At 61.0% G+C, this 21518-nt stretch carries 20 protein-coding genes; 11 read left to right on the top strand and 9 right to left on the bottom strand.

The features are described from left to right. Window positions 1-131 precede the first annotated feature (131 nt). The 11 genes from ACZ9IM_RS14425 to ACZ9IM_RS14375 all read left to right on the top strand — a co-directional run bounded on the left by ACZ9IM_RS14425 (window position 132) and on the right by ACZ9IM_RS14375 (window position 9171). Window positions 132-1823, top strand: a complete 1692-nt coding sequence (locus ACZ9IM_RS14425) for a cytochrome D1 domain-containing protein (protein ID WP_476224288.1) — start codon at window positions 132-134, stop codon at window positions 1821-1823. Between the two features lie 24 nt (window positions 1824-1847). After that, a complete protein-coding gene (locus ACZ9IM_RS14420) occupies window positions 1848-2162 on the top strand; it encodes a c-type cytochrome (RefSeq protein ID WP_063340230.1) in 315 nt (104 codons plus the stop codon). A gap of 16 nt (window positions 2163-2178) precedes the next feature. After that, a complete protein-coding gene (locus tag ACZ9IM_RS14415; RefSeq protein ID WP_476224287.1) occupies window positions 2179-2505 on the top strand; it encodes a c-type cytochrome in 327 nt (108 codons plus the stop codon). Then, complete coding sequence (locus tag ACZ9IM_RS14410) at window positions 2502-3680, top strand: cytochrome D1 domain-containing protein (protein ID WP_476224286.1); 1179 nt, start codon at window positions 2502-2504, stop codon at window positions 3678-3680. Before ACZ9IM_RS14415 ends, ACZ9IM_RS14410 begins: the two co-directional genes overlap by 4 nt. 1 nt (window position 3681) lies before the next feature. Further along, window positions 3682-4140: an Lrp/AsnC family transcriptional regulator gene (locus tag ACZ9IM_RS14405; RefSeq protein WP_063340233.1), complete on the top strand. Its 459-nt coding sequence runs from the start codon at window positions 3682-3684 to the stop codon at window positions 4138-4140. After that, window positions 4137-4652 (top strand): siroheme decarboxylase subunit beta, encoded by a 516-nt coding sequence (gene ahbB / locus ACZ9IM_RS14400; protein ID WP_427623107.1) that lies wholly within the window; start codon window positions 4137-4139, stop codon window positions 4650-4652. Before ACZ9IM_RS14405 ends, ahbB (ACZ9IM_RS14400) begins: the two co-directional genes overlap by 4 nt. Beyond that, window positions 4645-5088 carry an Lrp/AsnC family transcriptional regulator gene (locus ACZ9IM_RS14395; RefSeq protein WP_476224285.1) on the top strand — a complete coding sequence of 148 codons (444 nt, stop codon included), beginning with the start codon at window positions 4645-4647 and terminating at the stop codon, window positions 5086-5088. Before ahbB (ACZ9IM_RS14400) ends, ACZ9IM_RS14395 begins: the two co-directional genes overlap by 8 nt. Next, window positions 5063-5566, top strand: coding sequence for a siroheme decarboxylase subunit beta (ahbB, locus tag ACZ9IM_RS14390; RefSeq protein WP_476224284.1), 504 nt, complete (start codon window positions 5063-5065; stop codon window positions 5564-5566). The genes ACZ9IM_RS14395 and ahbB (ACZ9IM_RS14390) overlap by 26 nt, the downstream gene beginning before the upstream one ends. Before the next feature lie 26 nt (window positions 5567-5592). Next, window positions 5593-6771 (top strand): heme d1 biosynthesis radical SAM protein NirJ, encoded by a 1179-nt coding sequence (nirJ, locus tag ACZ9IM_RS14385; protein WP_476224283.1) that lies wholly within the window; start codon window positions 5593-5595, stop codon window positions 6769-6771. Between the two features lie 70 nt (window positions 6772-6841). Then, the gene (gene cobA / locus ACZ9IM_RS14380; RefSeq protein WP_476224282.1) at window positions 6842-7681 is read left to right on the top strand and encodes a uroporphyrinogen-III C-methyltransferase; all 840 of its coding nucleotides are present in this window, start codon (window positions 6842-6844) and stop codon (window positions 7679-7681) included. Then, window positions 7678-9171 carry a cytochrome D1 domain-containing protein gene (locus ACZ9IM_RS14375; RefSeq protein WP_476224281.1) on the top strand — a complete coding sequence of 498 codons (1494 nt, stop codon included), beginning with the start codon at window positions 7678-7680 and terminating at the stop codon, window positions 9169-9171. The genes cobA and ACZ9IM_RS14375 overlap by 4 nt, the downstream gene beginning before the upstream one ends. Before the next feature lie 844 nt (window positions 9172-10015). Here the strand turns inward: ACZ9IM_RS14375 and ACZ9IM_RS14370 are convergent. The 9 genes from ACZ9IM_RS14370 to ACZ9IM_RS14330 all read right to left on the bottom strand — a co-directional run bounded on the left by ACZ9IM_RS14370 (window position 10016) and on the right by ACZ9IM_RS14330 (window position 21518). After that, on the bottom strand, window positions 10016-10759 hold the full coding sequence (locus ACZ9IM_RS14370) for an SDR family NAD(P)-dependent oxidoreductase (RefSeq protein WP_427623101.1): 744 nt from the start codon (window positions 10757-10759) through the stop codon (window positions 10016-10018). A 115-nt stretch (window positions 10760-10874) separates the two neighbouring features. Further along, window positions 10875-11399: a nitrous oxide reductase accessory protein NosL gene (locus ACZ9IM_RS14365; protein ID WP_427623100.1), complete on the bottom strand. Its 525-nt coding sequence runs from the start codon at window positions 11397-11399 to the stop codon at window positions 10875-10877. A 31-nt stretch (window positions 11400-11430) separates the two neighbouring features. Beyond that, the gene (locus ACZ9IM_RS14360) at window positions 11431-12261 is read right to left on the bottom strand and encodes an ABC transporter permease (protein WP_476224280.1); all 831 of its coding nucleotides are present in this window, start codon (window positions 12259-12261) and stop codon (window positions 11431-11433) included. Beyond that, on the bottom strand, window positions 12258-13181 hold the full coding sequence (locus tag ACZ9IM_RS14355) for an ABC transporter ATP-binding protein (RefSeq protein ID WP_476224279.1): 924 nt from the start codon (window positions 13179-13181) through the stop codon (window positions 12258-12260). The genes ACZ9IM_RS14360 and ACZ9IM_RS14355 overlap by 4 nt, the downstream gene beginning before the upstream one ends. Beyond that, window positions 13178-14467 (bottom strand): nitrous oxide reductase family maturation protein NosD, encoded by a 1290-nt coding sequence (locus ACZ9IM_RS14350; RefSeq protein WP_476224278.1) that lies wholly within the window; start codon window positions 14465-14467, stop codon window positions 13178-13180. The genes ACZ9IM_RS14355 and ACZ9IM_RS14350 overlap by 4 nt, the downstream gene beginning before the upstream one ends. A gap of 27 nt (window positions 14468-14494) precedes the next feature. Next, on the bottom strand, window positions 14495-16417 hold the full coding sequence (gene nosZ, locus ACZ9IM_RS14345) for a TAT-dependent nitrous-oxide reductase (protein ID WP_476224349.1): 1923 nt from the start codon (window positions 16415-16417) through the stop codon (window positions 14495-14497). Window positions 16418-16470: 53 nt separating this feature from the next. Continuing rightward, window positions 16471-18651, bottom strand: a complete 2181-nt coding sequence (nosR, locus tag ACZ9IM_RS14340) for a transcriptional regulator NosR (protein ID WP_476224277.1) — start codon at window positions 18649-18651, stop codon at window positions 16471-16473. 109 nt (window positions 18652-18760) lie between these two features. After that, window positions 18761-20149 carry an oxygen-independent coproporphyrinogen III oxidase gene (gene hemN, locus ACZ9IM_RS14335; RefSeq protein WP_476224276.1) on the bottom strand — a complete coding sequence of 463 codons (1389 nt, stop codon included), beginning with the start codon at window positions 20147-20149 and terminating at the stop codon, window positions 18761-18763. 22 nt (window positions 20150-20171) lie between these two features. Then, on the bottom strand, window positions 20172-21518 hold the full coding sequence (locus ACZ9IM_RS14330) for an oxygen-independent coproporphyrinogen III oxidase (RefSeq protein ID WP_476224275.1): 1347 nt from the start codon (window positions 21516-21518) through the stop codon (window positions 20172-20174).

Below are 21518 nucleotides of genomic sequence, written 5' to 3'. Positions count from 1 at the left end.
ATGGCCGGCAAACTTGATCGCGGTCAAGCGAGCATTGGCCTGCTCGGGCATAGCCTTGCACGGCACTAAGAACCTGCGTTCTGCGCTGCCGTTTCAGCACATCGCAAAGGTCTTGCCTGAGGAGAAATGGAATGCTGATCAGCAATAGAAAAACGTTTGCTCTGACTGTCGCCACATTGTGTTCGGCGCTGGCCCTTGCGGTGACTCATGCGGCCCGGGCCAACGAGCCCGCTGCCGCTGCGGCCAGCCCGCTCATGGTCAAATCCGCCGGAGCGCCCGACATGAGTCAGGCCGAGTTCGACTCTTCCAAGGAAATTTACTTCCAGCGTTGCGCCGGCTGCCACGGTGTTCTGCGCAAAGGCGCCACCGGCAAACCACTGACACCGGACATCACCCAGTCCCGCGGGCAACCGTTTCTGGAGGCGTTGATTACCTACGGTTCACCGGCGGGCATGCCGAACTGGGGGACGTCCAATGCGCTGACCAAGGATCAGATCACGTCAATGGCCAAGTTCATTCAGCACACGCCGCCGACGCCACCTGAATGGGGCATGGCCGAGACGCTGAAAACCTGGAAAGTGCTGGTCAAGCCTGAGGACCGTCCGAAGAAGCAACTGAGCAAACTCAACCTGCCGAACCTGTTTTCGGTGACCTTGCGCGATGACGGCAAGATTGCCCTGATCGACGGTGACAGCAAGAAAATCGTCAAGCTGATCGAGACCGGTTACGCGGTACACATCTCGCGGATCTCCGCCTCCGGTCGCTACCTGCTAGTGATTGGTCGAGACGCGCGGATCGACATGATCGACCTGTGGCCGGTGGAGCCGACCAAGGTCGCCGAAGTCAAAGTGGGCATCGAGGCGCGCTCGGTGGAGACCTCCAAGTTCAAGGGCTACGAAGACAAGTACACCATCGCTGGCTCCTATTGGCCGCCGCAATTCACCATCATGGATGGCGAAACCCTGGAGCCCAAACAGATCGTCTCGACCCGTGGCATGACCGTCGACAAGCAGGAATATCACCCAGAACCTCGGGTCGCGGCGATTATCGCCTCCCACGAATGGCCGGAGTTCATCGTCAACGTCAAGGAAACCGGCAAGGTCATGCTGGTCAATTACCAGGACATCAAAAACCTCACCATCACCTACATCGATGCCGCGCCCTTCCTGCATGACGGCGGTTGGGACAGCACCCACCACTACTTCATGACCGCCGCCAACAACTCCAACAAAGTCGCCGTGATCGACTCCAAAGATCGCAAGTTGGCAGCTTTGGTGGAGGTCGGCAAAACCCCTCACCCGGGGCGCGGCGCCAACTTCAACCATCCGACTTATGGGCCAGTCTGGGCCACCAGCCACCTCGGTGATGACGGCATTTCCCTGATCGGCACCGACCCGGTCAAGCACCCGCAATACGCCTGGAAACAGGTCGCCTCGCTCAAGGGCCAGGGCGGCGGATCGCTGTTTATCAAAACCCACCCTGACTCCCGTCACCTGTATGTCGACACCACCCTCAACCCCGACGCCAAGCTGAGCCAGTCGGTGGCGGTGTTCAACATCGACAAACTCGACGCCGGCTACACCGTGTTGCCCATCGCCGAGTACGCCGGCATCAAGCAAGGCGCGATGCGGGTGGTACAGCCGGAATACAACAAGGCCGGCGATGAAGTCTGGTTCTCCGTGTGGAGCGGTCAGTCGGAGGAATCGGCGCTGGTAGTGATCGACGACAAAACGTTGAAGCTCAAATCAGTCATAAAGGACAAACGACTGATCACCCCCACCGGAAAATTCAACGTCTACAACACCCAACACGACATCTATTGAGCTCCATCAATGCAAGGAATCCCCATGAAAAATACTCTGTTTTCACTGTTCGCCCTGACCGCTGCGCTGAGCGTGCAGCCGGCCATGGCCCAAGACGGCCAGGAGCTGTTCAAGAGCAAACCCTGCGCCGCCTGCCATTCCATCGACACCAAGCTGGTTGGCCCGGCGCTCAAGGATGTCGCGGCCAAGAACGCGGGCGTGGCCGGGGCCGTGGACACCCTGGCCAGCCACATCAAGAACGGCACGCAAGGCAACTGGGGCCCGATGCCAATGCCGGCCAACCCGGTGACGGATGAAGAAGCGAAGACACTTGCAACCTGGGTCCTGAGTCTCAAATAGCCAACTGGAGGGCGTCATGATGGTTTATCGACACGCTGCGATTCTGGCGGCCCTCCTCCTCATTTGCGCAACCACGGTTGCCGCGCCCGACGCCAAGCGTCAGGCACAACTCGAACACCTGCTGGCCCAGGACTGCGGCGCCTGCCACGGACTGCACATGACCGGCGGGCTGGGTCCCGACCTGACCCGCGCAACGCTGGCGGGCAAGTCCAGGGACAGCCTGATAGCCACCGTCAGCCAAGGCCGGCCCGGCACCGCGATGCCCGGTTGGGCCCCGCTGCTCAGCCCGGATGACATCCGTTGGCTGGTCGATCTTCTTCTCCAGGGATATCCCGCACCATGATCCGTTCAACCCTGCTTTTAGCGGCGACCGGGCTGTTGTTGTCCGCGTGTGTTCAGCCACCGTTGCGTGGTACCGGCGATCTGGGCGTGGTGGTGGAGCGCGCCACCGGTAGCGTGCAAATCATCGAAAGCGACACCCGCACGGCACTGGTCCGACTCGAGGGTTTGGGCGATCTGTCCCATGCCTCGGTGGTGTTTTCCCGCGACCAGCGTTATGCCTATGTGTTCGGCCGCGACGGTGGGCTGAGCAAGATCGACCTGCTGACCCAACGCATCGATCAACGGGTGATACAGGGCGGCAACAGTATCGGCGGCGCGATCAGTCAGGACGGCAAACTCATCGCCGTGTCCAACTACGTGCCCGGCGGGGTCAAGGTCTTCGATGCCGAAACCCTGCAACTGGTGGCCGATATTCCGGCCACGCCCCTGGCCGATGGCAGCAAGCGCTCACGGGTGGTCGGCCTGGTCGATGCGCCCGGTCAGCGTTTTGTATTCAGCCTGTTCGATACCGGCGAGATCTGGACCGCCGATTTCAGTCAGGGCAACACGCCGCAAATCAGCCGTTTCACCGACATCGGCCAGCAACCCTACGACGCGTTGGTGACCCCGGATGGTCGCTATTACATGGCGGGACTGTTCGGCGAAGACGGCATGGCGCAACTCGACCTCTGGCACCCCGAGCGCGGTGTACAGCGAGTGCTCGGTGATTACGGACGCGGCCAGGCGAAATTGCCCGTCTACAAAATGCCGCATCTGGAGGGCTGGGCCGTCGCCGATCACCAGGCCTTCGTGCCCGCCGTCGGCCGTCACCAGGTGCTGGTGATGGATTCGCGCACGTGGAAGCAAACCGCTGCCATCCCGGTGGCTGGCCAACCGGTGTTCGTCACGTCGCGCCCGGACGGTCGGCAGCTGTGGGTCAACTTCGCCTACCCGGACAACGATCGAGTACAGGTCATCGACAGCGAAACCCATGCCGTGGTCGCCGATCTGCGGCCAGGGCCAGCGGTGCTGCACATGGAATTCACCGCCCGCGGCGATCAGCTGTGGCTGTCGTTACGCGATGGCGATCAGGTTCAGGTCTGGGACCCGTACAGCCTGAAGCAGCTGAACACCCTTCCCGCCACCGCGCCGAGCGGCATCTTCTTCAGCAGTCGCGCGCAAAAAATGGGCTATTGAAATGAACCTCGACCTGCTCAGCCGCCAACTGATCGACCGCTTCCAGCACGGCATGCCGCTGTGCGCGGAGCCTTACAAGGAGATGGCGCGGATTCTCGGTTGTCGCGTGGCCCAGGTGATGGCTTGCCTGGAAGAAATGGATCAGGCCGGCACCCTCTCACGGATCGGCCCGGTGTTCGAACACAGCCGCGCCGGGGCCAGCACCCTCGCCGCCCTCGCCGTGCCCGCCGAACGCTTGCAACAGGTCGCCGAGCACGTCAGCCAGTATCCCGAGGTCAACCATAACTACGCGCGGGAGCATTTCTACAACCTGTGGTTTGTGCTGACCGGTCCTGATCGCCAACACATCGAACGCGTTCTCGAACAACTTGAGAAAGACACCGGCCTCATGCCGCTGGATCTGCCGATGTTGACCGCTTACCGCATCGACCTCGGTTTTGCCCTGGGAGAAAGCTCATGAAGCCGGGGTTGAATCCCAAACAGGCACTGGCGCTGCGTCGGCATCTGGAAGGCGGATTGCCGCTGGTATCGCGCCCCTACCTGGCCCTCGCCGAACGGATAGACGCCGACGAAAACCAGGTACTCGCGCAAATGCACCAGTGGCACGAGCAAGGGCTGTTTCGCCGGGTCGGCCTGGTGCTCAACCATCGCGCGCTGGGTTTTACCGCCAACGCCATGCTGGTACTGGATGTTCCGGACGCGCTGATCGACGAAGTCGGCCAGCGCCTGGGCCGGGCGCACGGCATAACCCTCTGCTACCAACGGCCGCGGCGCCTGCCGCAGTGGCGCTACAACCTCTTTTGCATGGTTCATGGGCGCCAACGTGAGCGGGTCGAAGCGCAGATCCAGGCGTTACTGGAAAAACACCTGCTGAGCGACCTGCCCCACCAACTGCTGTTCAGCACTCACGCGTTCAAACAGTGCGGCGGACGCTTTACCCCCTCACCAACCGGAGCCCCCACCCATGGATGACCTCGACCGTCGGCTGATCAACCGCCTGCAACTGGGCCTGCCGCTGGTGCGCCACCCGTGGCAGGCACTGGCCGCCGAACTGGAGAGCAGCAGTACCGAACTGCTCGACCGCCTCCATGAATTGCTGGAAGACGGCATGCTCACGCGCTTCGGCCCGATGTTCGACATCGAACGCCTCGGCGGCGCCTTCACCCTTGCCGCATTGGCGGTGCCGGAAGAGCGTTTTGAAGACGTCGCCGCGCAACTGCAGGCCCTGCCTGAAGTGGCGCACAACTACCGACGCGAACACGCCTGGAACATGTGGTTCGTGCTCGGTTGCCCGACCGAACAAGGTATCGCCGAGACCCTGCAGCACATCGAAAACCTGACAGGCCTGCCGCTGCTCAACTTGCCCAAAGAGGAGACGTACCATGTCGGTCTGTACTTCCCGGTCTGAAGACACCCTCGCTCTGCGTCTGATCGAGCTGACCCAGGCCGGCCTGCCGCTGCTGGACGACCCGTGGGCCTGGCTCGCCGAACAGCTGGAGCTGAGCATCGAATCCACCCTGGATTTGCTCAAGCGCTTGCAGGCCGAGGGTGCCATCCGGCGTATCGCCGCCGTCCCCAACCACTATCGCCTGGGCTATCGCTACAACGGCATGACCGTCTGGGATGTGCGCGACACGGACATGCCGCGCCTTGGCGCACTGATCGGTGCGCAGCCCTTCGTCAGTCATTGCTATCGGCGCCCGCGACGAACCGCGTGGCGCTACAACCTGTTCGCCATGGTCCACGGTCGCAGCCGCGAGGAAATCGACAGCTACCGCGAACACCTGCGCTACTTGCTGGGCGACGCCTGCGCCGCCGACGAGATGCTGGTGAGCAGTCGCATCCTGAAGAAAACCGGTTTGCGGCTATCGCCAGTGCCACGCTGAACACGTGCTTGTTCAAGGAGATTTGCATGTTGAGGATCAGCCAATACCTGCGTGCCCTGACCGGCCAGGCGCCTGCCCCCAGAACCAGCCCACCGGGCAGCAACCGGCCGCCGGTGGTGATCTGGAACCTGCTCAGGCGCTGCAACCTGACCTGCAAACACTGCTACGCCACGTCCGCCGACAGCGTCTTTCGCGACGAACTGGATACGTCCGCCGCACTGACCGTGATCGACGATCTGCACGACGCCGGGGTGAAGGTGCTGATTCTTTCCGGCGGCGAACCGCTGTTGCGCGACGATCTGTTTGTGCTCAGCGCCTACGCCCGCACCAAGGGTTTCTTTGTGGCGTTGTCCACCAACGGCACGCTGATCAATGAGCAGAACATCACGCAAATCCGCGCGGCGAATTTCGACTATGTCGGGATCAGCATTGATGGCCTGGAAGCCACCCATGATGCGTTCCGCCAACTCAAGGGCAGCTTCGCCAGTTCCATGCGGGCGATCCGTCTCTGTCGTGAGCAGGGTATTCGCGTCGGCCTGCGCACCACCCTGACCCAAGAGAACCATCAACAATTGCCCCAATTACTGGCGCTGATGCGCGAGTACGACGTGCAGAAGTTTTATCTGTCGCACCTCAACTACAGCGGTCGCGGCAAACGCAGCCGCAAGCTCGACGCCCGGCAGCAGATGAGCCGCGAAGCGATGACACTGATCTTCGAACAGGCCTGGGAAGACATCGAGCAGGGTCGCGACAGCGATTTTGTCAGCGGCAACAACGACGCCGACGCGATTCTCTTGCTGCAATGGGTGGGCCTGCGTCTGCCCGAACATTACCCGCGCCTGGAACACATGCTCCAGGCCTGGGGCGGCAACGCGTCGGGCAGCGGCATCGCCAACATCGACAACACCGGCGAAGTGCACCCCGACACCTATTGGTGGCAGCACTCGGTGGGCAACGTCCGGCACACGCCGTTTCGCACGCTCTGGCTGGACCAGCCGGACGCGTTGTTGCAGCAGCTGCGCGCGCATCCTCGCGTCGTCGGTGGCCGTTGTGGCCAATGCCGCTGGTTGAACATCTGCAACGGCAATACCCGCACCCGTGCCTGGGCCGAAGGCGACCTCTGGGGCCAGGACCCCGGTTGTCACCTCAGCGATGAAGAAATCGGTATGCCGCCATCAATCACCATCCCTTGCGTCATGCACTGAAGCACCCGCCTGGCGAGCCATCTGGCAAAGGATGGGGCCGGCCAACCTGATGAAGAACCAAGGACGTCCCATGCACCCATCGATTGTTTTACCGGCCGCACTTGCGTCCCCGTTCAGACCGGGCGAAGTGGCCCTGGTCGGCGCCGGCCCCGGTGATCCACGCTTGCTGACCCTGCGTGCCTGGAGCCTGTTGATGCAGGCCGACGCCGTGGTTTACGACCGCCTGATCAGCCCCGAGCTGCTGACGTTGATCCCCCTCACCTGCGCCCGGCATTACGTCGGCAAGGCCAGCGGCTGCCACAGCCTGCCCCAGGAACAGATCAACGAACTGCTCGCCGACCTCGCCGATTCGGGGCAGCGCGTGGTCCGGCTCAAGGGAGGCGACCCGTTCATATTCGGCCGTGGCGCCGAGGAGCTGGAGTATCTGCTGCAACGCAACATTGACTGCCAGGTGGTCCCGGGCATCACCGCCGCTTCCGGGTGCAGCGCTTATGCCGGCATTCCGCTGACCCACCGGGATCTGGTCAACTCCTGCCGCTTCATTACCGGGCATTTGCAGCGCGATGGTGAGTTGCAATTGCCCTGGAGCAGCCTCGCCGACAGCAGCCAGACCCTGGTGTTTTACATGGGGTTATCGAACCTCGGGATTATTGCCCAGCGCCTGATCGAAGCCGGAATGGCCGCCGATACACCGGCGGCGCTGATCAGCAATGGCACGCGTCCCGACCAGCACGTCGCCCGAGGCATGCTGCACCAGTTGCCGACCCTGGCGCTGGATTGCCCACCGGGCATTCCGACGCTGACGGTGATCGGCAAAGTGGTCGATCTGTTCGCTGCCCAACAGCAGGAATACCCGGCGCGCTTTTACTCCGCTCCGGTGCTGCAACGCCACGGCAAGGTGGCGATATGAGGCGCATGCTACTTGCCCCATTGTTATGGGTCGGCGCGGCCCATGCCGGTGCAGCGCTTCTATCCTCAGACGCGGCCGCCGACCTCTATCAACAACATTGCCAGCGCTGCCATGGCGCCAACCGTTTAGGCGGTGCGGGGCCGGCCTTGCTGCCGGAGAGTCTGAGCCGGATCAAACCCGATGAAATCCGCAGTGTCATCCAGAATGGTCGCCCCGCGAGTCAGATGACCGGGTATGCCAATGTGTTCAGCCCGGCACAGATCGACGCGCTGGTGGATTACCTTCAGCAACCACCCGCCACCCCGCCCACCTGGAATAACGACGACATTAGCGGCAGTCATTCCATCCTCGCCGACATCAGTAAACTGCCCGACACGCCCCAGCATGGCGCCGATCCGCTGAACCTGTTTGTGGTAGTGGAAGCCGGCGACCACCACATCAACATCCTCGACGGCGATCGCTTCGAAGTGCTGGCACGGTTTGCTTCGCACTTTGCGGTGCATGGCGGGCCGAAGTTCTCGCCGGATGGACGCTTCGTCTACGTCGCCTCACGGGATGGCTGGGTCAGCCTGTACGACCTGCACAACCTGAAGCTGATCGCCGAGGTCCGCGCCGGGCTCAACACCCGCAACCTGGCGGTGAGCAAGGATGGCCGCTGGGTGCTGGTGGGCAATTATCTGCCGGGCAATCTGGTGGTGCTCGATGCCCGCGATCTGTCGCTGGTCAAAACCATCCCCGCAATCGGCCAGGACGGCACCGCGTCACGGGTCAGCGCGGTCTACACCGCCCCGCCACGGGACAGTTTCATCGTGGCGCTCAAGGATGTGAAGGAAGTCTGGGAGTTGTCGAGCGCCGGTACACCGGACTTCGTACCACGACGCATCCAGGCCGAGGATGTGCTGGACGACTTTTCCTTTTCACCGGACTACAAGCAACTGCTGGCCACGTCGCGCAAGGCCAAGGGCGGTCAGGTGATCGACCTCGACAGTGGCAAGGTGGTCACCGACATACCGCTGCCGGGCATGCCGCATCTTGGGTCGGGGACCTACTGGAAACGCAACGGTGAGTGGGTGTTCGCCACGCCGAACATCAGCAAGGGGCTGATCTCGGTCATCGACTTCAAAACCTGGAAACTGATCAAGGAAATTCCGACCCTGGGGCCGGGTTTCTTCATGCGCAGTCATGTCAACTCGCGGTATGCCTGGACCGACGTGTTCTTCGGGCCGGACAACGATGCGATCCACCTGATTGACAAACAGACTCTGGAAATCGCCCACACCTTGCGCCCGATGCCCGGCAAGACGGCTGCCCACGTTGAGTTCACTCGCGATGGCCGCTACTTGTTGCTGAGCGTCTGGGCCAGCGATGGCGCGCTGATTGTGTATGACAGTAATACCCTTGAAGAGATCAAGCGACTGCCGATGAACAAGCCGTCGGGTAAGTACAACGTGGGGAACAAGATTGAGTTTGTGGAGGGGACTTCGCATTAGGGCTTGGGCTTGGGCTTGGGCTTGGGCTTGGGCTTGGGTTTGGGTTTGGGTTTGGGTTTGGGTGTATATCCGTTTCTGCGGTAACGGCTGCTATTGGTTCCGCTCTTACAGCGGGTTACTTGGAAAAGCGCCAAGTAACCAAGCGCTTTTGCCCCTGTCGTTCGGTGGCTCGCTAAGGCTCGCCATGCCCTCGCTCCGGTCCTGCTCCGTGGGCCCGCCGCCATCGGCCATCCATGGCCGGGGGCGGCTAACCCGGCATCCATGCCGGGTTGCCCACTACGCAGAACCTCCACTCGTCCTCTCGAGGGGGCGAGTACCGCAAAAGCACCGCGAGGCGGCCTACCGGCCGGCCTGCGTCCTCAACACCTGCGCGTACACCTGATCGTTCCCACGCTCCGCGTGGGAATGCATCCCGTGACGCTCCGCGTCACCAGTGCGCAGGACTCAAGTCTTGCGTCGCGAGCGGAACGCGGAGCGTCCCCGGCGGCATTCCCACGCAGAGCGTGGGAACGATCAGTGTGGGAACGACTCCTGTTGCTTTGGCTTTGGCTTTGGCTTTGGCTTTTGATCTTGATCTGCCCCGTCGGAAGGCCGAGCGCAGGTTCTGCGCAGTGGGCACCGCGGCAAGGATGCCGCGGTAGCCGCCCCCGGCCATGGATGGCCGATGGCGGCGGGCCCACGGAGCAGGACCGGAGCGAGGGTACCCTGAGCCTAGGCGAAGGGCCGTACGTCAGGGGCGAAAGCGTTTTGGTTACTTTGGCGCTTTTCCAAAGTGACCCGCCGTAAGGGCGGAACCCTAAGCAGCCGTTATCGCAGAAACGGATATGTACGCCGAGCTCACCCATCACCCCAACGTATAACCGTTATCAACCTTCCAATCCTGCCCATAGACACCCCGGGCGCCTTGGGACAGTTGAAAAATAATCACATTGGCCACCGCCGACGCATCGAGGAAATGACCGGGCAGCAGACGTTTGCCCAAGGTATCAGCGACGTCATCGAGCTCACCGTCGCTCAACCCCAGGTTGTCCCACATCGAGGTCGCGGTCGGCCCTGGCGAGACCAGATTGATGCGCACGTCATACCGCGCAAACTCCACCGCCAATGTGCGTGCCTGAGCCACCAGCGCGGCCTTGCTGGCGATGCAGGCAGCCAGACCGGGAAAGCTCGAACCGATCAGGAAACTACCGACAAACACCACCGAAGCCGGGCTCGCCAACTCACCGCGCAACGCCGCCAGGGTGTTCAACGCCCCGGCACCGTTGACCGCCCATTGGCGCTGGAAGGCCGGCATGTCCAGGCTGTCGGCCATTTCGGCAATGCCCGCGTTGGGCACCAGATAATCCACCCGCCCCAGCGCCGCAGCCCTCCGGGCCAACCCTTGCAAGTCTTCCTCGCACGTGACGTCCCCGGCACACCATTGCAGCCGTTCACCGTAGATCTGCTGCAAGGCTGGCAAATCACCGGCAGTGCGTGACATCGCCAGCACCTTGACCCCACGCGGCAACAGCGCGGCGCACAACGCCAGGCCAATCCCGGAGCTGGCACCGGTGATCACCGCCAGACGATCCTGAAACTCGGTTTGCATCATGTTCTCCTGGGCATCGTTAATGCCAAGCACTGGGGACGTTGTGAGCCCCTATCTTTGAACAGACGCAGAAATACTGACTTGACGGCGATCACTTTTCTCGATGGCTCGCCAATCAATGAGTCGAGTGCGACATCGCTGGCTGCTGAAGCACCGCCTGATCGATCTCGCTGAACCGCAGCACACGACCGCCCTGGTCGGCGGCCAGTTTTTCCGCAGCCTGCTGACTGGAGAAGGACGCCAACACCACACCCATTGCCCCCTTGAGTTGGGTGCCGACCACGTAAAACGCATCCTTGGCATCGATCAGATGGGAATCATTGGGTGCATTCCACGGGCTGCGGCCCATGTCGTGGACATACAACCGAGCCTCGCCATGATGATTTTCCGGTTGCAGCCACCAACCGATCATCTCCGCCGTGGAGCAGAATTTCTTGATGCCACTGCGCTCGACCACTTCGCCCTTGGGCCCGGGGAAGCCGTCGATGATCATGCCGCAAACATGGCATTCATCACTGGGATGGAAGGCAGCGGCGGCGTCGCTGTAGGTGGCTTGCACCGGTTTGTCACAAGCCGCCAGCAGCAGACAAACCATCAGGCCCGCCACGGCGCGTATCGTCGTCGAACAAAGATTACTCATCGTCAGATGCTCCAAAAACCAGGGTGTGAATTCATGTCGCCCGTCGACGGAACAGCAACCAGGCCAAGCCCAAAGGCACCGCCACCCACAGCAACAGGCACAACCAGAGCATCGAGCCCGGTACAGGCAAATCGCTGCCCAGGGTCAGTACACCAGCACTGCCGGTGCCGGGCTCGAAACCGGAGAGATTGATCAGGCGATAGACATCGGCGGGGTTGAGTAGCAGTAACCAGGGCAATACTTGCGGGTTGAACTGCCCTTCGCTGAGCACCAGCAGTGCCAACAACGCCAGGTCGAACACCAGCACGAAGAAGAACCACACCCCCAGCGCCAACCCGGCGGCCGTGGATTTCTCGGCAGACACACTGCTCAGCACATAGGCCAGCCCTAGAAAGCCCCAGCCCAGTAATGTCGACGACAGCATGAATCGTCCAAACGCCCAGAGCAGCAGGTTCAATTCGACGTCCTCCACCAGCACCGCAATCGCGAGCATCGCGCAGCCGAAACCGATGAGGGTCGCCAGCGCCAGGATCAATCCGTGGCCGACGAACTTGCCAAGCAGAATATGCCCGCGCCCCAGCGGATAGGTCAGCAACAGCAGCAACGTGCCGCTTTCGTCTTCGCCGACAATGGCGTCATAGGCCAGCAGCAAGGCAATCAGCGGCATCAGGAACGTCGCCAGGCTGGCCAGGCTGGCGATGGTGGCGGGCACCGAAGTGAAGCCCAATTGCCCGGAAGCCGCCGCCCCCAACCAGGCGATGCCGGTCGCCAACACCGCGAACAACAGGCTGATCGCCAACAACCAGCGGTTGCGCAAACCGTCATTGAATTCCTTGCGGGCCATGTTCCAGATCGGGTTCATACGGTCTCTCCACTGGGGGTCGCACCGGCCCGGCCCATGTAATAGCGGTAGATGTCCTCCAGGGACGGTGGGTCGATTTCCACGTCGGCCGGCTCGTGTTCATTGAGTAATTGGCGCAACAGGTCCAATTTGTTGCCATTGAGCGCAGCCACTTCAAGGCCCTCCACGCCCCAGCGCTGAGTGACATGCCCGGCGTTGTTCCAGGATCGCTGCAACGGCCCGGCGTGCTTGAGCCCGTTGGCGCGAATCAGCGTCGGCAACCCGGCTTCCTCGCGCAAACTGCGCAGACTGCCGAGGGCCAGCAGGCGCCCCTGGGTCAGAATCGCGGCACGGTTGATATGCGCCTCGACCCCCGGCAATACGTGGGAACAGAGAATGCTGCTGGTGCCCTGGCTGCGCAGCCGGTCGAGTAACCGATAGAGGTCTTGAGTGGCGATCGGATCGAGGCCGACGGTCGGTTCGTCGAGCAGCAATAAACGCGGCTCGCCGAGCAAGGCTTGCGCCAGTCCCAGGCGCTGGCGCATGCCTTTGGAATAGGTCTTGACCCGTCGATGCGCCGCGCCCGCCAGGCCGACCTCCTCCAGCAGCACGTCCACCTGCGCGGGCGCTGCGCCTTTGAGTCGGGCGAAATGCCGCAAGGTCTCCAGGCCGCTCATCTGCGGATAGAAGGTCACGTTCTCCGGCAAATAGCCCAGTAAACGCCGAACCTGCGGATCACTGGGCGTGCGGCCGAACACCCTGACCTGCCCTTCACTGGCCTGAAGCAGACCGAGCACCAGTTTCATGCTGGTGGTCTTGCCCGCGCCGTTGTGCCCGAACAAGCCCAGCACTTCGCCTTCGCCCAGGCTCAGGTTCAATTGATGCAACACGGTGGTGTACCCATAGCGCTGGCTGACGCCTTCCATGTCGATGACGTTCATGCGGTGGGCTCCTGGGTCAGGGGTTGGGTGGCGGGATTCATCAGCGGATGGCTGTCCAGGACGCCCGGCGACTTCATCACCGGAAAGGCCCGTTGCACCCAGCGCAGCAATTCGATCCCGGGGCTGTTCATCAACAGCCGCACTTGCGGGTACAGCCACAGCAGGCGGTCGACGTTGTCGTTGGGTTCATAGGCGATATCGCCCAGGCCATCGTTGTTGCGATCCCAGCCCAGGTAATCGCTCCAGTAATTGCCCCGACCATCCGCCGACCATTCCTGCAAGCGGGTGGCGACGTATTTGACCTGCCGTTGGTTGCCGACAAAGGCGTTGTCGGCGATGCGGTTGTCTTCGGAACCGGCGGTGAGGTGAATGCCCACGGCGCTGTGCTCGAAGTGGTTGTGTTCGATGCTGTTGAACAGCGAGTTGTAGATGAACAACGCCTTGCCCTCGGCGCCGCTGATCATGCTGTCGCCGGTCGAACCGTCGCGCACGTCCGTGACGAAGTTATCGCGCAAGGTTGAATAGGTGATGTAGTTCATCAGGATGCCGTAGTTCTGATCCTGTTCGGAGCGGTTGCCAATCACCGTGAGCTTGCGGCTTTGCATCAGGGCGTAGCCGGTGCGGGTGCGGCGGGTGGTATTGCCGATCAGCCGGTTGTCGTTGGCGAACATGTAATGCACGCCGTAACGCAGGTCTTCCAGGGTATTGCCCTGCAGCAGGTTGCCGTTGGAGGTGTCGATGTAGATGCCATCGCGGGTGTCGCGCACCTGGTTGCCGATGACCCGGGCGCCATGCACGGCATACAGATGAATGCCGTTGCCGCGATCCTGAGAACGCAGCGCCGGATCCCCCTGAATGCGGTTGTCGATCAGGCTCACATCCTGAGTGCCATCGACCCAGATACCGAAACCCTTACCCTGTAGGCGATTGCCTTTTATCACCGCACCATGGGCCTTGGGCTGGATAAATACCGCTGCATTCATGACGGTGAGGTCGTGCCCCCAGTCCAAAAACGTGCAGCCCTCAATGCCGACATCCGGCGCACTGATGATCAAGCCGTTGCCCTGCCCCTCGCCCTGAAATACCGCGCCCGGCTCGCAGACAATCTGCATCGGTTGATCGACGCTGAACGAGCCACGGTATTCCCCGGCCGGCAGGTGCCAGCGTTGATCGGCGTCCACCGTCAACGGCAACGTGGTGACGGGTTGCACCGCCAGCGCACTGCCGGACATCAGCAGGAGCGCAAGCGCAATGACCTTCACCGGGTTTCCCTTGCTATCAGTCATTGCTTCGCTCCTGTCGATGGGCAACGGTCAGGCCTTCTCGACCTTCATGCGACCGACCATTTCCATGTGCAGCGCATGGCAGAACCAGCTGCAGTAGTACCAATGCAGGCCAGCCTTGTCGGCGATGAAGGTGATCGATGAAGTCTGCTGCGGGCTGATCTCCATGCTGACGCCATGGTTGGTCATCACGAAGCCGTGGGTCACGTCTTCAATCTGGTCGATGTTGGTGATGGTCACCGTGACCTCGTTGCCCTGTTTGACGGTGAACTCCGGCAGGCCGTAGGCCGGGGCCATCGAGGTCATGTAGACGCGGACTTTGTTACCGTCACGGATGACCTTGTTGTCGGTCTCCAGCTTGATCCCGTCCTTCGCGGCGATGACCACGGTTTCGGCAAAAAACGGGTCGTTGCGGTCCCAGATCTTCTTGGTCTTGATCTGGTCGCGGCGGGCCATGACGCAGTCGTGGGGTTCGGCAAAGGCCGGGCCGTCGTGCACCAGTTTCATTTCCTCGCCGGAGATATCGATCAACTGATCGTTTTCCGGGTGCAACGGGCCGGTCGGCAGGAAGCGGTCCTTGGAAAACTTGCTGAGCACCATCAGCCATTGGCCGTCGGCCTCACTGGTTTCGGTCAGCGAGGCGTGGTTGTGGCCCGGCTGATACTGCACATCGAGTTTCTGCTTGATGTAGTTGACCTTCTCGCCGGTGTAGGCGCGAATGGCTTCTTCCACGTTCCACTTCACCACCTGACTGTCGATAAACAGCGTGGTGTAGGCATTGCCGCGGCCGTCGAAAGTGGTGTGCAGCGGGCCCAGACCGAGCTCGGGCTCACCGACCACCACGTCTCGCGGGTCCTTGAATTTGTCGTCGAACAGATCGTCAAGCTTGGCGATGGCAATGATGGTGCAAGTCGGCGAAAGCTTGCCGTTGGCAATGAAGTACTTGCCATCGGGCGAGGTATTGAGGCCGTGGGGGTTCTTCGGCGTCGGGATGTAACGGGTGAACGCGCTGTCCTTGCCTTCGGTTTTACGACCGTCGACCACCGGCACTTTCGAGCCGTCGAGGGTGATGAACTTGCCGGCCTTGATCGCCGCTTCGATGCGCGGGATGTTGAACACCACCACCCAGTCGCGCTCATTGCGCATCATGCCGCCCAGGTCGTAGGCTTTCTCCGAGTTGTAGCAGGTCGACGCCGCATATTTACCGGTGTAGTCGGCGTCGGTGTTGTCCAGGTTGCCGTCGACGATGACCTGGAACGCCATCTCCATTTTCTCGGCATCGATGGCGTTGAACAGGGTGTAGCTGTTCTTGTCTTGCAGGTCGAAGGTGCTGCCGTCATTGGGGTGCGGAATCACGAATTCTGCATTGGCAAACACGTACTTGGTGTGCGGCACTTTCTGCAGGCGCAACCCGTGAACAGCCTGAACATTGGGCACGGTGAGCATCTTGTCGCACTTCATGATGTCCAGGCGGATACGCGCAACGCGGCTGTTGGCCTTGTCGTTGATGAACAGGTATTTGCCGTCGTACTTGCCGTCGGTCATCGACAAATGCGGATGGTGGCAGTCGCCATTCTGGAAATGCGCGCTATCGCCCATGATCCGTTTGCTTTCGTTGGTCAGGCCCCAACCGGTGGCGGAATCGACGTTGAACACCGGAACACGCAACAACTCGCGCATCGACGGAATGCCCATGATCCGCACTTCACCTTGATGGCCGCCGCTCCAGAAACCGTAGTACTGGTCCAGTTCGCCCGGCCCGACGTGGGTTTTCAGTTGTGCGTCCTTGGCCGCTGCCGCCCATGTCTCACGGGTGAACACTGCGCCACCAATGGCCGTGGCGCCGGCCAGTACCGCACCGGTCACTGCGCTGGTGCCCAGGAAGCCGCGACGACTGAGGCCGGTCGGTTCCGGCACTTCAGTGTTTTTTTTGGATTCTGTGTCGTTCATCAGGTGTTTTCCTTGAAGGGATAAAAACGGTCACTGCGGACAGGCGCTCGCGGGGTTCATTCCAGAGCGGTCACTTCCACGACAGGTATCAGTTGCACAGGAGCGGGTGCCGCTTTGTCGCGCTTCCTGCGCTTGTTGATCAGCGGCGGGCATTTGTCTTCGTTGTGGTAGGTCATCTGGCAATCGAGGCAGTAGTGACACTCGTTGGCATTGATCCGGCCATCAGGGTGAATCGCCTGGATCTCGCATTCCTTGGCGCACAACTGGCAGGGGCTGCCGCATTCCTGGCGGCGCTTGAGCCAATCGAACAGGCGCAATTTGCTCGGGATCGCCAGCGCTGCACCCAACGGGCAGATGTAGCGGCAATAGACTTTGCGCGTGAAAATGTTGATCACCAGCAGCGCCACCGCGTAGAGCACGAACCACCACTGGCGACCGAACTTGAGGGTAATGGCGGTTTTGAAGGGTTCCACCTCGGCGAACAGCTCGGCGGTGGACATCGATTCCAGGGAGATGCCGAAAAGCAGCAGCAAGATGATGTATTTGATCGCCCACAGCCGCTCATGCACCGCAAAGGGCAATTCGTACTGGGGGATTTTCAACTTGCGCGCGGCTTCGTTGATCAGCTCTTGCAAGGCGCCAAACGGGCACAGCCAGCCGCAGAACACCCCACGGCCCCACAGCAGGATGCTCGCGGCGGTGAAGACCCAGAGCATGAAGATCAGCGGATCGGTGAGAAACAGCTCCCAGCGAAAGTGCTCGAACAGCGCATGCACAAAGGTCAGGACGTTGACCACCGACAATTGCCCCAGGGCATACCAACCCAGAAAGACCACGGTGAAAAGCAAGTAACCACGACGCAGCCAGTGCAGAAAGCGTGGCCGGCGGGTGAATTTGTCTTGCAGGAACAGGATGGCCGTCAGCAGCAACAACGCGCTTGCGAGGACGGCGATCTGGAAGTGTTTCTGGTACCAGATGTTCAACCACATCGGCCGGCTGGCTTCCTCGATGGCCGCCCGTTCTTCGGCACTGGGCGCAGGTCGCTCAAGGTAGGGTTCGGGCAGTTGATAAGGCAGTTCGAAGCTGCTGAAGGTGCCGCTGACCGGTCCCGTCTGACGCCGCACCAGGAGCTCCAGGGACCAAGGCGATCCCGGATCGAAACCGGCCGGTTTGCGCACAATGAACACCGACATTTCAGTGAACTCGGGCATGCCCTTGGCAAATACGTCGGAGAGCCGCTGATGGTCCATGTCGCGAAAGCTGATGACGTTGCCGAACTGGCGCAATTGCACCCGATCGAAAATCCCGCCGCGCACATAACCCGAGCCTTTATAGGAAAACAGCCCACGCCCCAGCACCACGATGGCCTGTTCGCCGGGTTTGAGTTCCTGCATGAGGAAGCGATATTGATTGTCGCCCAGCAGCGCACGGCCAATGGTCGGTGGATTCAAGTCGGCGGTGTACAGCTCGATAAAAGTGTCATCGACTTGATCCGGGCCGGCGTTGTCGACGCCTTCGGCGTCGGTGCCCTTGAAGGCGGCATCGACCTGCCCACGGGTCAGGTTCAACCGGCGAATGGCGCCGTTACCGGTCAGTTGCTCCCAGGTGGCAGGCTCGTAAAAATCCTGGCGCACGGTGGCGGGCTTGTTCACCACCCCGCCCCTGTCCTCGATCAGCTTCAACGATACGGCCACCTCATGGGCGGCACGCATGATGACCTCATTGACCACCATGGCGGTGACGGTTGCGCCGGCGATGGCATCCACGGTGACCGCGCTCGGGTCGCTGGAATGCCCGACGACTACCCGCTGGCTGACCTTGATCCCTTTGTATCGGGCGCTGAAACCGTGGAGTTTTTCTTCGGGGATGCCGATCAGCAGAATCGGTTCGTGATGCTCCAGCACATAGGCGTCCTGAATCACCCCGGCGGTGTCGAGGATCACCTGGGTGTTGATGGGTTTGCCCGAGTAGGCCGGAATATCCACCACATCCAGGCTCTGGAACACATACCCGATGACCTTGCCGGCCGCCGACAGCGTGCGCACCTTGAACGTGCCTTCGGCTGCGGACACCGAATCGGTTTGAGGGAAAACCTTCTCGATGCGCTGCTGCTCGATGTCGCCGTATGACTTGGCCTGCACCGTCGCGAACGCTGCGATCATCAGCAAGACCATCACCACCAGCCCGACGCTCCAGATGCGCAGGTTGCCATGTATCGAAGGCTGATGGCTTGTCATGAGCACGCTGATTTCAAAGGGGCTTGCGGCCATGTTAGGGAGCGCTGTGTGCCTCGCCCTTGATTGAAATCAACTCGATAAAATTCCTCGAGCCAAGCGTCCCGACGCCTCAAACGGTGCGGGAAAACCGGCCTTTTTGCTCCCCTCCCAGATAGGCGTCAAATGCCATCGCGGCACTGCGCATCATCAAATGCCCTTGCGGCAACAGCACCAATTGGTCGCTGTGAATCTGCAATAGTCCGTCACGCACCTGCTCGTCCAGTTGCGCCAGCGCATCGGCAAAATACTCGGTGAAGCAAATACCATGACCCGCTTCGAACTTGGCGAAATCGATCCTGCCGTGGCACATCAGGTCGCTGATCACTTCGCGGCGCAGCAAGTCATCGGCGCTCAAGCGGTAACCTCGATGCACCGGCAACAAGCCTTGATCGATGCGGGCGTAGTACTGCGAAAGCTCCTTGACGCTCTGGCTGTAGCTGTCGCCGACCTTGCCGATCGAAGACACTCCCAGGCCGATCAAGTCGCAATCGGCATGGGTCGAGTAGCCCTGAAAATTGCGTTGCAGAGTGCCATGGGTGCGGGCCAGCGCCAGTTCATCGTCCGGCAAGGCGAAATGGTCCATGCCGATATAGACATAACCGGCCTCGGTCAGGCGGCGGATGGTCAACTCCAGCAACTCCAGCTTGCGCTCCGGTGGCGGCATGTCCGCCGGACGAATCAACCGTTGCGCGCGCACCAGCTCCGGCAAATGTGCGTAGCTGTAAGCGGCAATCCGGTCCGGGCGCAAGGCGATGATCTTGCTGAGGGTGATGTCGAAACTGTTCACGGTTTGCAGTGGCAGGCCGTAAATCAGATCGACGCTGATCGACTTGAATTGCGCCTCACGCGCCGCCGCGACCAGCGCGTAAATCTGTTCTTCACTTTGCTGGCGATTGACCGCCGCCTGCACGTCGGGATCGAAGTCCTGCACGCCGAAGCTCAGACGATTGAACCCCAATTTGCGCAGCGACTGGATCTGCTCGGTGTTGATGGTGCGCGGATCGACCTCGATGGAAAACTCATGGTCATCGCTGTCGTCCATGTCGAACGCCTGGTGCAAGCAGTCCATCAGATCCGCCAGCTGTTCACTGGTCAAATACGTCGGCGTGCCACCGCCCAGGTGCAGTTGCGTGAGTTTGCGCGTGCTGTCGAACAAGGCCGCCTGCATCACGATTTCACGTTTGAGGTACGTCAGGTATTCGACGGCCCGATGGGTTTTCTGGGTAATGATTTTGTTGCAGGCACAGTAGTAGCAAAGGCTCTTGCAGAACGGAATATGGATATACACCGACAACGGCTTGGGCACCGCCGCCAGGTTGCTGTCGGAGGCGGCACGCTGATAGTCGTCGACGGCAAACGCCTGATGAAACTGTGGTGCCGTAGGGTAAGAGGTATAACGCGGCCCGGGGCGGTCATACTTTTCGACCAGGGCTCGATCGAAATCGAATGCAGGTTTCATGATCAATCAACTCGCAGGTGGGTTAATGCCTTGCACTGCCCGAATCCTTTTCAAACAGGTTGCAGATGGCATCCACTTCCGGCCGGCCGGCGGGAAGAATGCTGATGAAACGGTCCGACAATTCGATCAACCCCTCACGACTCAATTGCTCCAGCAATGGCCAGACAGATGAAAAATACTGATGGAAAATCAGCCCATAGCGCCGCTCGATGGCGCGGATATCCAATTCTTGATCACACGCCAGACGCTCCATGACCATGTGCCGTATCTGATCCCCCGCCTCGAAACGCCAGCCACGAGACGTCGGCAATTGGCCCCGGTCCAGTTGCTGCTGATAGCGCTCGATTGCGTCGGTGTTTTGCGTGTACAAATCGTCGATCTGACTGATAGCCCCCAAACCGAAGCCGATATGGTCGCAATAGCCGTGACGGGTAAAACCGTCACACGTGCGACGTAACCGGCCGCGCTCCTGAGCGATCGCCAGATCATCGTCGGGCCGCACAAACTGCCCCATACCGATGTAGTGATAGCCCACGGCGATCAACTGTTCGAAGGCGATCTGGCGCATCGCGCCTTTATCGTCCTGGCTGCACAGTTCCCTGACCTTGTCGCCGAGCCTTGGCCGATAGCGGCGTGGTGGTCGGGCATAGTCGAACACCATCAACCTGTCCGGCTCCAGCTCAATGATCGCCGCCAGCTTCAGCGCGAAGCTTTCTGGCGTTTGCCAGGCATGGCCAAAACCCAGATCGACATTGATCGATCGATAACCAAAGGTGCGGGCGGCATCGATCAGTGAATGAATGGGGGCCGGATTCTGATAGCAGGCCACCGACATGTCACAGTCGGTGTCGATATCCGGAACGCCAATGCTGACATGATTGAATCCCTGGTTGCGCAGCGCGCCCATGGTCGTCCAATCGGTATGGTGAAGGTCGACGTCAACGCTGTAGTCGCCGCACTCATGTTCGAGAAAGTTGAACCGGCCACGCAGATGACTCATCAACCGCTCGAGATGAGCGCCGGTGGGTGTTCCGCCGCCCAGATGAAATTGTTCGACCCGCTGCTCCGAACTCAGGTGGCAACCGACGAGGTCGATCTCGTGCTGCAGGCGCTGGAGGTACTGTTCGATGTCGCCATGCTCGCAGGAGGCATCGCGCGGGGAACAAAAGGATGGCTTGAGCCGGGAAGGCAGCTGCACGTTCAGGGCGATCGGGCGTCGTTTCTGGCGGCTGACGCGCAAGGCACGGAGCAAATCCAGGGAGCCGATGCCGTCATGAAACTTTTGCGTGTCGGCATGGCAGTTGGGGTCGAGTACGCCCTGATCGCACCGAGCGATCAGCTCGCCGGGGGCGTGAGAAAAATCGAGCAT

This window comes from Pseudomonas sp. TE12508 (assembly GCF_056279485.1).
The sequence above is the reverse complement of the archived record's forward strand: the minus strand, read 5'-3'. Positions and strand labels throughout refer to the sequence as shown.